General features: G+C 34.5%; 9 protein-coding genes. 6 read left to right on the top strand and 3 right to left on the bottom strand.

Going from position 1 to position 12,499, the window contains the following annotated elements; all coding sequences use genetic code 11:
• Window positions 1-52: 52 nt before the first annotated feature.
• From PXC01_RS05075 to lipB, 3 genes are read left to right on the top strand one after another with little or no spacing between them, the layout of a single operon-like run.
• The gene (locus tag PXC01_RS05075; RefSeq protein ID WP_073240341.1) at window positions 53-208 is read left to right on the top strand and encodes a YqaE/Pmp3 family membrane protein; all 156 of its coding nucleotides are present in this window, start codon (window positions 53-55) and stop codon (window positions 206-208) included.
• Window positions 209-219: 11 nt separating this feature from the next.
• Window positions 220-957 carry a hypothetical protein gene (locus tag PXC01_RS05080; protein ID WP_276471232.1) on the top strand — a complete coding sequence of 246 codons (738 nt, stop codon included), beginning with the start codon at window positions 220-222 and terminating at the stop codon, window positions 955-957.
• Window positions 958-983: 26 nt separating this feature from the next.
• A complete protein-coding gene (lipB, locus tag PXC01_RS05085) occupies window positions 984-1,697 on the top strand; it encodes a lipoyl(octanoyl) transferase LipB (RefSeq protein ID WP_276471233.1) in 714 nt (237 codons plus the stop codon).
• A gap of 29 nt (window positions 1,698-1,726) precedes the next feature.
• On the opposite strand, the gene PXC01_RS05090 is transcribed toward lipB, so the two are convergent.
• The 3 genes from PXC01_RS05090 to PXC01_RS05100 form a co-directional block, all read right to left on the bottom strand.
• Complete coding sequence (locus PXC01_RS05090) at window positions 1,727-2,419, bottom strand: TapB family protein (RefSeq protein WP_276471234.1); 693 nt, start codon at window positions 2,417-2,419, stop codon at window positions 1,727-1,729.
• Window positions 2,420-2,536: 117 nt separating this feature from the next.
• Window positions 2,537-4,990: a ribonuclease HII gene (locus tag PXC01_RS05095; protein ID WP_276471235.1), complete on the bottom strand. Its 2,454-nt coding sequence runs from the start codon at window positions 4,988-4,990 to the stop codon at window positions 2,537-2,539.
• A gap of 41 nt (window positions 4,991-5,031) precedes the next feature.
• Complete coding sequence (locus PXC01_RS05100) at window positions 5,032-5,613, bottom strand: ribonuclease HII (protein ID WP_276471236.1); 582 nt, start codon at window positions 5,611-5,613, stop codon at window positions 5,032-5,034.
• A 268-nt stretch (window positions 5,614-5,881) separates the two neighbouring features.
• Between PXC01_RS05100 and PXC01_RS05105 the strand changes: the two genes are divergently transcribed.
• The 3 genes from PXC01_RS05105 to PXC01_RS05115 all read left to right on the top strand — a co-directional run bounded on the left by PXC01_RS05105 (window position 5,882) and on the right by PXC01_RS05115 (window position 12,177).
• Window positions 5,882-8,635, top strand: coding sequence for a TonB-dependent receptor domain-containing protein (locus PXC01_RS05105; protein WP_276471237.1), 2,754 nt, complete (start codon window positions 5,882-5,884; stop codon window positions 8,633-8,635).
• A gap of 15 nt (window positions 8,636-8,650) precedes the next feature.
• Window positions 8,651-10,069: a hypothetical protein gene (locus PXC01_RS05110; RefSeq protein ID WP_276471238.1), complete on the top strand. Its 1,419-nt coding sequence runs from the start codon at window positions 8,651-8,653 to the stop codon at window positions 10,067-10,069.
• Window positions 10,070-10,185: 116 nt separating this feature from the next.
• Window positions 10,186-12,177 (top strand): putative porin, encoded by a 1,992-nt coding sequence (locus PXC01_RS05115; protein ID WP_276471239.1) that lies wholly within the window; start codon window positions 10,186-10,188, stop codon window positions 12,175-12,177.
• The last annotated feature ends 322 nt before the right edge of the window (window positions 12,178-12,499 follow it).

Genomic DNA, 12,499 nt, shown 5'->3' on the forward strand with positions numbered 1-12,499 from the left:
CGGAAACAATTGCGACGTATAAGGTACATCAATCAATCAAAATAATAATCAAATGAGTTTAATTAGAGTATTACTGGCCATATTTTTTCCACCCCTTGCAGTTCTGGGTAAAGGTTGTGGGTCTTTTGTAATTGTTCTACTTTTGACTTTTTGCGGCTGGGTGCCCGGTGTAATAGCTGCATTGGTCATTTTGAATAATCCTAACTAGAACCAAAATACATGAGACTTTTTAAAATTACAACTGTTGTTTTAATAACGGTATTTTTTGCTGCCTGCAATTTTACGGAAGAAATTTATTTTAATGAAGATGGGTCAGGTAAAATGAGCATTCTTTTTGACGGTGATGAAATGATGCAAATGATACCCGAAACAGATTCTACTAAACTGGATAAAGCTATAGATTCTACTTTGGTTTTTAAAGACCTGTTGCGTGAAAAAAAAGATAGTATAGCACAGTTGTCACCGCAAGAACAAGCTAAGTTGAAGAGGCTGGAACCCTTTAGTCTGCGTATGATCGTTGATCCTGAAGGTGGGGTTATGAATTTTAATATGTTTACCGATTTCAATAAAGTATCTGATGTAAATGATGCATTTAACGCATTCCAAAATGCAAGTTCGGTTGGTCCTATTGCTGGCGGAAAAACAATGCCGAGCGGTGCTGTGGAAGAAACAACGACCGTAAATTATACTTTTAAAAAGAACATTTTTAAACGAGAAGCGGTTATCTTAAATCAAGAGTTGTTTGAACAAAGTATAGATAGTTTGGCTAGTGCAGAGATGTTTTTGTCCGGTTCTACGTATACGTTTAAATACCATTTTCCAAGACGGGTTAAATCTACGAATATAGAAGAGGCTACCTTTTCTATGGATGGAAAAACGATGATCCATGAAGTCAACTTTTTGGAAATGTTGAAAGATCCGGAATCTATTATGATTAAGGTAGAGTTAGAGAAATAGGATTTTGCTTTTCGTATCTTTGTAAGATGAACAAGAAGGTGCAAGTACAAGATTTAGGTCTTAAGGATTATAAAGAAACTTGGGATTATCAAAAACAGCTATTTCAAGAGACGCTTGATCTTAAAATACGCAATAGGAGAGAAGAGTTGAATTTAGCAACTCCCAATCATTTTCTTTATGTTGAACATTCCCATGTGTATACTTTGGGAAAAAGCGGAGACATTTCCAATCTTTTGGTAGATGAAAAAGTTTTGGCGGATAAAGGAGCTACTTTCTATAAAATTAATAGAGGAGGGGATATCACCTATCATGGTCCAGGGCAAATAGTAGGTTACCCCATTTTAGATTTGGATAACTTCTTTACGGATATACATAAATACCTTCGTTTTTTGGAAGAAATGGTCATTTTGACTTTAAAGGAGTATGGATTGAAAGCGGAGCGCTCGCCTGGTGAAACAGGTGTGTGGTTAGATGTTGGTACTCCGTTTGCACGCAAAATTTGCGCCATGGGTGTAAGAGCATCGCGTTGGGTAACTATGCATGGTTTTGCGTTAAATGTCAATGCTGATTTAGGTTATTTTGATTTAATGATCCCGTGCGGAATAAAAGGTAAGGCTGTTACTTCTTTAAATGTGGAGTTAGGTGAAAAAGAGGTAAATATAGAAGAAGTGAAGCGGAAATTATTAAAGCATTTTCAAATACTTTTTGAGGCTGAGATAAATGAAAAAACCGAGGTGTAAGCCTCGGTTTTTTATATTTTGACATAAGTCTATTTGCTGTGTGAAGTAAGTAAGGTACTGCTCATAAGGTCTCCATTTTTCTTATAAGTTTCTTGTTTAACCATACCCACACCTTCTGCAAGCCACACTCTAGAAGGGTATACTTGGTTTGCCATCATCATTTTTGAACGGTTTTCACTGTATAGTACGTAGCAGTCATAAGTGCCGGCGGGAGTACGGATACTTTCTTTTTTCTCTACATTTCTATTGGTCATATCAACGGTCATATTCATATTTATACCGCTCATGCTAATTTTCATGGCCACATTGGCATCGTTAAGTTTTTGGCCAACGCTAAGATCATTTGGTACTTCTATATCGTTGCCCGATATTTCAATATCCATATCGCCATACTGTTCCATCATTTCAGTAGGTAGAAGAGATTCGTAATCTAGGGTTACCATGTTTCCGGTACACGTTAAATTGTACGTTGTACTATAAGCGTTCTTCCCTTTATTATCTTTTAGGTCTATAGCCATGGTGGCGTTGGTGGCGTTTCCGTTGTTTACCGCCTTTACGACCTTATATAAACTTACGCCCTCTACTTTTCCTTTTTTATTGTAATTAGTGTATTCCATAGAAACACCTTCGTTCATGGGGTAGAATTTACTACAATTATCTTGAGAGTAAAGCGAGATTGTTGCTGCCAGAAACAATAACGGGATAAATAGTTTGATTTTCATTTTGGTATAGTTAAAATTCTGATTGTAAACTATTTAAAAATAATAAATACAACTTTTGTTTTTAGAATTTATGTATACTTGGTACATATTTAATTATGGTTTCAGCTTTCTTCCGTGTTATTGTATTTTAAGAACCTCAATGCTATTATTTTGATTTTGGTATACGAACTCAACCTTTTTGTTTAAGTTGATATCTGCCATATCAATTACTGAATTACCAAATACTGGAAAGTTAGGAATGGGCTTGGCCTGGCTATCGAACAAATATATTTTCTGATTTTGAATGTCGGTAACAGATACATATATTTTATCGTTTAAATAGAAAATGGAGGGTTTTGAGTATACCCCTAATTCAAGCTCTATTTTTTTATTGCGTATCTGTAAAATATTATCGTTCATGATTGCTAAAGTTCTTGAAGTTGCATCCATACCGTGGTCTTTAGAAAGGTTTAGGTTGCTTGAGGATATTTTACCTTGAGAATCAATTTGATATAAAATACCGTCAAGTGTGGTGAAAGTGAACTTATTTTGATAAAGCCTTATTTTGTTATCGGAAAAAGAATAATTGCCTTTCACGTTAACACGTGTTTTACCAACCCTGTTGATAATCTTTAATTTACCATTATCAAGTTTGAACACCAAATAATCCTTTTTACCGATTCTAAAGTGTTGTGGGGCATCAAGAATAGTTGCCTCGGCGGTATCATAAGTAAAACCTTTAACGATTTCACCTTTGCTATTATACATAAAAACTTTTTTGCCTTGGGTAACTACGAACCTGTAATTTTTGCGTCCGTCGTAGTCAAACACGGCTAAAGGATTTAAATTTCCTCCGGAATAATTTTTAGTGAACGGTGCAACTTCATTGCCGTTTCTATCTAAAATTAAAAACTCGTTGTTCGTTGTAAATGCAAATTGCAGCTTTCCGTTTTTAAAAAGATCTATTTGCTCTATTTTACCTTGTACACTACCATTAAGTTGTTTTTTCCAAAGAATTTTGCCGCTACTGGAAATCAAGTAAAGGTTATTTTCTTGGTCTTGTACTATAATCTCTTTTCTGCCAGAGCCATGGTTGGTTACAAATTGGGGCAATGAAGAAAGATCGGTATCAAATTGAACTTCAAATGCAGAAGTAACTGAATTCTGTTCCTCAACCTTCGTAACCTTATTGATCAAGAAATTTATATGAAAAAAGTTTGCATCGGCAATGATTTGTTGTCCAAATAAATAGTCGTTTAATTTACTTTCCTTGAATGAGTTGGCTAAAGCTGAAGAGACTGATTTGTTAAGGTAGCCCACAAAACCTTCATAATTGGAAATGGATAAAATACTGGAAGAGGAGGTTAATTTGTTCTCAGCGTTTTTATATAAAGTGGTTTTGTTAAAAGTGTCTCCCGTTTTTATTTTGGTAATCACAGTTTCTAAGGTGCCCTGTGTTTGGGAAAAAACAAACGTATTCTCTATTATGCTAGAGTATTTAAAAGATTGTTCTCCGATCAAAGGGGATAAAGGTTCAAAAATTTTAATGTTTGGTTTTAGTTCCCCAATTTCATTGCTACTAAATTCTTCGGCAGCTATTTTTTCTTCATTGATATAATCAAGCAGTGTTGCGGTGCCATATGTTTTTAAAAATAGGACAGATTCGTCTTCGTATTCGGTAATTACAATTTCTTCTACTGTATTAAGAAGTGAATCTAAATCTGATTTTGATTCATCGTGTAGTTGTTTGTTATGAGAATATTTTTTAAAATCATCTAATCCGTAAGAGGTAACCTGATTTATATTGCGAGGTACAATATTCCATGTATCGTTTTCAATTGGTTTAGTGCCGTTGAATAGGTTTAGGAACTGAGTACTGTCCGTGTCGGAAGCTGCTATTCCGTTTAGTAGAAGTTCGGAATCGTTCAAAGTTAGATCTAATGATATCCAACTAGTAAAATTTGTAATATTTTGATTATTAAAAAGTAACTTCTTAAATAAAAGTTCGCCTTTCTCGAGATTTATCCAAATATTAGCCACTTTTTCATTGTCCGATATATTGTAGAATTTATCTAAAGATTCATTTTTAATGCTGCTATCAATAGAATTTAATAGGTTTTCCAATAAAAGTTTAGAAGAACACAGAACCGCATGTTCCTCTACAAGTGTACTGTAAAAAGTATCTTTTTCAATTATGTATTTAGTGATGTTGTAATCTTTAAAACTTTGTGTTTCAATACTTTTGTTTGTTATACTATCAAAGTTAATATGGTTAAGGGAATCTGTAGTAATGTAGGTAAAGTCTATTTTTGTACTATCGGCGGATAGTGTAATTAATCCATTGGTTTTATTTGAAAAATAATGTAAAGGGGATAAAATTTTCTTAATATCTACAAAAGGTTTTTCCAGTTTAATGGAACTATATATTTCGTTGGTAGAGAGTTCACTGTTAAGTGTTTCAAAATCATTAATTCTAAGGATAAGAGCGGCATTGCCCGGTATTAAATCTAAGATAGAATTTTTAGATTCCTTTTTAGACGTACACGAAATACTTAAAAGAAGGATTATAACAGATAAATAAGTAAATCTCATGAGAATAGTTTGTGCAAATTTATACTTTTTGTACACAATAATTAATGGTCTGGCAAAAGCTTAAAACTCATTCTATGGTATTTTGTGGCTCCGTATTTTTTAATGGCAGCTCTATGCTCTTTTGTAGGGTACCCCTTATTTTTTTTCCAATTGTACATAGGATATTCTTCGTGTATTTTCAACATATAGGCATCACGTGCAGTTTTTGCCAAAACGGAAGCTGCGGCAATACTTAAATATTTGGAATCTCCTTTTACAATACAAGAGTGCGGTATGTTCTTGTAGCTTTTAAATCTATTACCATCAACGATTATGTACTCAGGTTTTTTAGATAAGGCGTCTATGGCTTGATGCATGGCTAAAATTGAGGCGTTTAAAATATTGATTTTATCAATAGTTTCAGGTTGAATATGTGCTATTCCAAAACAGATGCTTTTCTCTTTTAAAAGTGGTTCAAGCATTTCTCTTTTGCATTCAGACAAAAGTTTGGAATCTGTTAGTATAGAATTTTCAAAAGATTCTGGCAGTATTATTGCTGCGGCGGTTACAGGTCCCGCTAAGCAGCCTCTACCGGCCTCGTCTGTGCCAGATTCGTTAATATTTCTGTAAAATTTAAGAAGCATTATGTTTTTTTTAACTTAAATTATTGAATATTTAATCTGTTTTTAATGTTAAAAATTTTAATTTTTTTTAAAGAAATTGACGTTTGTTGAAGAAAAAAATAATAATAAGTGTTTTTTTAACATATAATTTTTTTGAGTTAAGATAGTCTTTGGAATAGTAAGCAAAATTTTGGACTTTTGGCGCAAGCTAATTCAAAAACAAATTTTATGAAACAGAAGTTGACGTGGATGTTGACACCTTTGTTGGTGCTCTTCATGACATTTTCCTTTGCACAGGAAAAAAACAGTGACCGGTGTTGTAACCGATCAGAGCGGTTTACCTTTACCGGGAGTGTCCGTTGTAGTTGTTGGAACAACTAAAGGATCTCAAACAGATTTTGACGGTAACTATGCCGTTAATGCGAACGAGGGTGAAAAATTAAGATTTTCTTACCTAGGTCAAAAAACAGTAACAATGACAATTGGTGCTTCTAACACCATTGATGTACAATTGGAAGAAGATGCAGAGGCATTGGAAGAAGTAATTGTAACAGGTCAGGGTTCAGGTATTGCCCGTAGAAAATTATCAACTACTGTTGATGTTTTAGATTCGGAGGATATTGATAAGTTGCCTGCTACTCAAATAGATCAGTTGTTACAATCTACAACTCCTAGTGCGCAAGTTCGTTTAAGTAGTGGTCAGCCAGGTACGGCTGCCATCATTCGTACTCGTGGTCCTATATCAGCAGCGTCTTCTGCAACTCCGGTTGTAATTATTGATGGAATACGTGTTGATAATTTAAATTCTAATCCAGAATTAGGAATTGCTACTGGTGGTGCCAACGTATCTGCTTTGGCGGATATTCCAATGGAATCTATTGAAAGAATTGAATACATTAAAGGTGGTGCCGCAACAACATTGTATGGTGCTGATGCTGCAAATGGTATTATTCAGATCATTACTAAAAAAGGTAAAGATGGTAAGAGTACCGCTTTCTTTGAAAGCAGTGTAGGTGTTATTAAAGCTACTGAAGATTACTTAAGATATGATAGAACTGCCGAGGCTATTTTTCAACCTGGTTGGTCTCAGCAATTTAGAGTTGGTCTAAGTGGAGGTTCAGAAAAATTTTCATATAACTTTGGTGGAAGTTTGTATAAAGATGACAGCTATAACGATATCAATGAGCAAATTAGAAGAACATTTTCTTTTGGTATGACAGCAAGGGTTACGGATAAATTGAGATATCAAGGATCTTTGTCGTTTGTAAACTTTGAGTCAAACTTGGATTATAATGCAAATACTAGTTTTTCAAGATTCTCTAACATAGAGGGGTCTTCTAGGGGTGATACTGAAGGATTTTCAGATGCAGAATGGCAAGATGAACTTGCAAGGTATTCCCGTATTGGTCAATTAGTAGATATTTCCAGTACTACAAATCGTGTTACTGCATCGAATAAATTTATCTATGACGTAAACGATAATTTCCAAGTAAATGCTACCTTAGGTATTGATAATAGAAATACGGTTCAAGAAGAATTAGTAAGTAATCAGCTGTTGGTAGAGTTGGGAAGTATAGCTCCCGGTACAACAGATCAAGGTGAGTTAACAAGAGTTTTAAGATCTGCATTTACGGTTACGACTGATTTGAACCTTACACACAAGGCTTATACTGATGATTTTTCATTTGTAAGTATTTTAGGTGCTCAATTTTTTAGGTCTTCTGATAGACAGAACAGGTTGAATGGATCTGGTGGTGTAGATGGTACTAGGTCTTTAAATAATTTCTCTGAACAAACTTTTTCTGATTTCGTATTGGAAAACGCAAATTATGGCCTATACTTTTTAGAAAATATTGGTATTTATAACGTTGCTTTCTTGGAGTTTGGAGGTAGATTGGATAAAAACACAATTTCAGGGTCTAATACAAGTCCTTTGTTTTTACCTAAAGTAGGTCTTACCTATAATCTTAGTGATCATGATTTTTACAAAGAAGCTGGTATAAGCGATATAGTTTCTACTATTAAACTAAGAGCTAACTATGGTGAGGCAACAAATTTTGCACAACCATTTGATCAGGATCAAACATTTGCTCAAAATGCATTCTTAGGTAATCCTTCTTTTACATTTGATAACCCTGGTAATGACGAATTAGTGTCTGAAAGGGTTAAGACTACTGAATTTGGTTTAGAGCTAGGTTTCTTTAGTAATAGATTGACATTAAGCGGTACAAGATATATTGGTATTACAGAAGATGCATTGTTTACTCCTCAAGCTGCTCCGTCTTCGGGTCAATTGAATCAAATTCAAAATATTGGTGAGGTAGAAAATAAGGGTTATGAATTTGCCTTGACAGCTACACCATTACAAACTGAAAAACAGAGTTTGAGTATAAATTTATCATACAATCAAGTTGATAACTTGGTTACTGATTCTGGTGGTGCTCCGCCATTCGTAGTGGGTGGTTTTACGGTTTTAGGTTCTGTTGTAGAAGAGGGTCAAAGTCTTGGTTATTTAAGAGGTACGGCTGCAGTACTTCAGGATGATGGTTCTTATGCATTTGAAGCTAATACCGCTTTAGGGGATACTTTTGCTCCTAATTTTGGGTCAATGGGATTAAATTATACCTATGGTGATTTTAATTTCTTCGCTACTGCAGATTACCAATTTGGAGGTAAAATTACTGACTTAAGTTTCTTGTTAAGACACTTGAGAGGTACTGATGACGCCGGAATTCCTGAAGATCTAATAGGTACTACATCACCTTTTAATTATGTGAATTTCTTCGTTTTCGATAGTGATTATTTAAAAGTTAGAAATATTGGAGCGTCTTACAACTTTGGTGATATAGCAAAACCACTGTTCAGCAATGTTAGATTGGGTGTAACGGTTACAAATCCATTTAACTGGACAGCAGGTAACTTTGATCCGGAAACTACCGGTTCTGGTATTTCCGCTCAAAATGGTTTTGCCAGTGGTGGTTTTGCCTATGGTACAGAGTCGGCGCCACGTACTTATGTAGCTTCGTTAAAGTTTGAATTTTAATAAAAAATTGTAAAAATGAAAAAACTAATAATAATTACGGCAGCTATACTAGCAGTTGGCTGTACTGGAGACTTTGGCGACGTAGTCGATTATAAAGAAGTAGAAAATCCTAATTTGTCTGAAGCTTCGGTTGTTGGTCAACCTAATTCGTCATCAATATGGCTTACGGGGTTAGAAAGACAATTGGCAAATGTATTTAATGAGACTTTGGTTCTTTCTGAATTGGGATCTGATAATTATGTGAATACGCAAACCTTTTTCAATCAATTCATGGACGGGTTGGCTATTCAAATAACCGATCCTGATATGAGGGATACTCAAAGACAAATTCAACGTTTAAGAGAGTTGGCTGTCTTCGGTTTGGCCGAAGTTGGTCCTGGAGATCCTAACTATAATGCTGAAATAGAGGCTGAGTTCAATTATTTCGAAGGAATTTCATATTTGTTTTCAGGTATGTATTTCTCTGCGTTGCCACAAGAGCCTGTTGGGGTTCCTGTAACATCCGCTCAACATTACGCAAATGCGATTGCCGCTTTTGATGCTGCTATCGCTTTAGCGCCAAAAGCTGAATATCATTTAGGTAAGGCAAGAGCTAATTACTATTTGGGTAATAAGGCAGAAGCTGCAAGTGCGGCAACAATGGCATTATCTTTAGATAGTGATTTTGATAGGGTTGCTATGTTTGATGAGTCTAACGGTCCAAGTAATACTTTTGAAGATGCTTTATATGAAAGAGCAACTTTTGATGATTTGCAGCCGTTGCCTAGTTTAGACTTTTTAGATCCTAAATACTCGTTTTTTACACCAGAAGAAGATGCACCTGTTCATTATTTAAAGGCTGAAGAAGCTTATTTGATTTTGGCTGAAGCAAATCTTTCGGACGATGATATTGATAGTGCTAGAGCAAATTTAACTGCTTTGTTAGATCTAATAACAAATAGAGAGGTTCGTACTATTGATGATTCTATTGAAGATAGAACACAGGTTGAAGCAGGTTCAAGACCGGATAACGCTGATGTTGTTGTTAACGGTAGGTCTGGTTTAGTGCTTGATCGTCAATTAGGTGAAGTTGAAGTTCCTTCTGTGTCTGGTACTTCTTTGACTGCGGATGATATTGCAGCTATGCAAGATGATGATGCTGGTTTGTCTTTGTTATATAGAACTAGGCAAGAGGTGTTTATTGCTGAAGGACTACGTATGGTAGATATGGGTGTGAAACTTGTTATCGATGAAAATGAAATTTTAATTAATGAAAATATCAACGAGGGTGATTTGGGTACAACTCCGGTTGTTCCTTCTTTTATTTCTGCAGTTGTTGCAGATTTAGATGCGATTACTTATGATGCGGCTACAGGAGTTGCTACTACTGTAATAGATTTAAATGATATTCTTGTTGCAAATAAAACATCTGATCAAGTAGTTCCTTTTGAATAAACTTAATCGGTTAAATTGATGAAAGCCCCTATTTCTAATAGGGGCTTTTTTTTATGGTAAACTTTCACATTTACTTAGCAACAAAAAAATTAACTTTGCAGGGCTAACAAAGCTACATGAAATATATACTTTTAGTTTTATTGTGTTTAACAACTTCAGTGATGTTTGGGCAGGATCTTATCAAAAGACCGGAAAAAAAGAATGATTCACTATCATTTGAAAAAAAAACAAAGCCATTAGACCCTAAGAAAAAAATAAAAAATGATACTATAATCTTAACGATCAAAGATTATAAGATTATATCATTTGAGAGAGATACTACCTATTTAGACACTACTTTAACCATTCAGAAAGAATATAAATATAATTACCTGCGGGAAGATGATTTTGAATTAATGTCATTTTCAAACATAGGTCAGGCTTATAATGAATTAGGAGTAGATTTTGAAAGGGTAGGGGCATATCCAAATTTAGGTGCAACGGCAAAAGACCGCAAGTATTTAGAGAAAGAGCAAATAAATTATTATAACGTTGCAACCCCTATGACAGAGTTGTTTTTTAAGACAACATTGGAAGAAGGACAACTTTTAGATGCTAATTTGGCGTTCAATACATCTAGAAGGTTGAATTTTTCAATCGGTTATATCGGTTTCCGCTCTTTTGGTAAGTATAATGATGCCCAGGTAGAATCCGGTAATTTTGTAACAACGACAAACTACTTGTCAAAAAATGGAAGATATGCATTAAGGGCCCACATAGCAGCTCAGAATATTACCTCAGAAGAAAATGGTGGTTTATCTGAAAAAGAAGAGCAGTTTGAGTCTGGGGACGAAGACTTTATTAACAGACCCAGGGTTGATGTGTATTTAGATGACGCAAGCAATAAAATATTGGGCAAAAGATATTATTTGGATCATACCTATAAACTGGTGAGAACTCAACTAGATTCTACTCGGTTCGAAAAAACATCATTGTCTATTGGTCATACCTTTGATTATGAAACTAAATATTATCAATTTTTAGAAACGGCTAGTGATACTTTGTTTGGGGAGGCTATTTTAAGTGCTATCGACGATAAGGCGATTTTAAAGACCTTTTATAATGAAGTAAATGCGGAATTCTACAATAAAACATTGGGTAGATTGACCGGCGGTGTTAATGCGTATAATTATGATTATTATTTCAATAGCCGCTTTACGCAAGCAGATGGTACAGTTATTCCAAGTAGGTTGAACGGAACGGAGTTCGGTTTAGTCGGTAAATATGAAAAGCGAATAGGTGAATTTGATTTTCAAGCTGATTTAAAGTATAATATTTCAGGAGAATTAGCAGGTAATCTTTTTAATGCATCGGCTTCTTATGCAATAAATAAAAATAATAGATTACGATTCTCTTTGCATACCTCCAGCAGAATGCCAAATTTCAATTATCTATTATATCAAAGTGAATACCTTAATTATAATTGGAACAATAGTGAAGTGTTCGATAAAGAGCGTGCAAGTAGTATCAAAGGAGAGTTGCTTTCAAGCACTTGGGGTAACCTTATGGTAAAGTATAGTAATCTGGATAACTATACCTATTTTGCTCCGGTTTCAGATGTTGCTATTGAAGATGATTTGGAAAATGCATTCTTAAAACCTTTACAAGAGGGAAATACTGTGTCCCATTTGAAAGTGAAATATGAAAAAGAATTTAAGGTTGGTATGTTTGCATTGAACAATACTGTTATGTATCAAAATGTAACTCAAGATACGCAAGTGCTAAATGTACCCCAATTAGTAACAAGGAATACGCTTTATTTTTCTTCTGATGTGTTTAAAAAAGCAATGTACCTGCAAACAGGTATTACATTTAAATATTTCTCCAGTTATAATATGAATGGTTATAATCCTGTACTTGGTGAGTTTTATGTACAGAATGAAGAAGAGTTGGGCGGGTATCCATTATTGGATTTCTTTATCAATGCTAGAATAAAACAAACAAGAATTTATTTAAAAGCTGAGCATTTTAATGCCTCTTTTTCTGGATATGATTATTATGCTGCACCAAATTATCCTTATCGTGATTTCGTTATACGCTTCGGTTTGGTGTGGAATTTCTTTTCTTAGTCTTTTGATGTCATTTATAAGTTATTGACAATAAGCTGATTATGATAGTTTGATTTGCTAGTGCATTGGTTTTTAGAATCTTAATCCCACAGTAATTTCTTCTATGTGCAAATGTGTCATAATCATGCAGTTATGTATGTGTTTAAAAACTTTGGTTATTTTATTTCAAAAAGTCTTGTGTTATTAAGAAATGTGTGTACATTTGCACCCCGCAAACGAGGAAGATAATTTCTGAATCGGGAGTAGGGAAAAAGGTTCATTTATATGTTGGTTGGTCTGGGAAAAAAAGAAAGAATATTTTTTTTCGAAATAAGTTGCCAGG

The sequence above is a fragment of the Maribacter huludaoensis genome, assembly GCF_029350945.1.
Lineage (GTDB): Bacteria > Bacteroidota > Bacteroidia > Flavobacteriales > Flavobacteriaceae > Maribacter > Maribacter huludaoensis.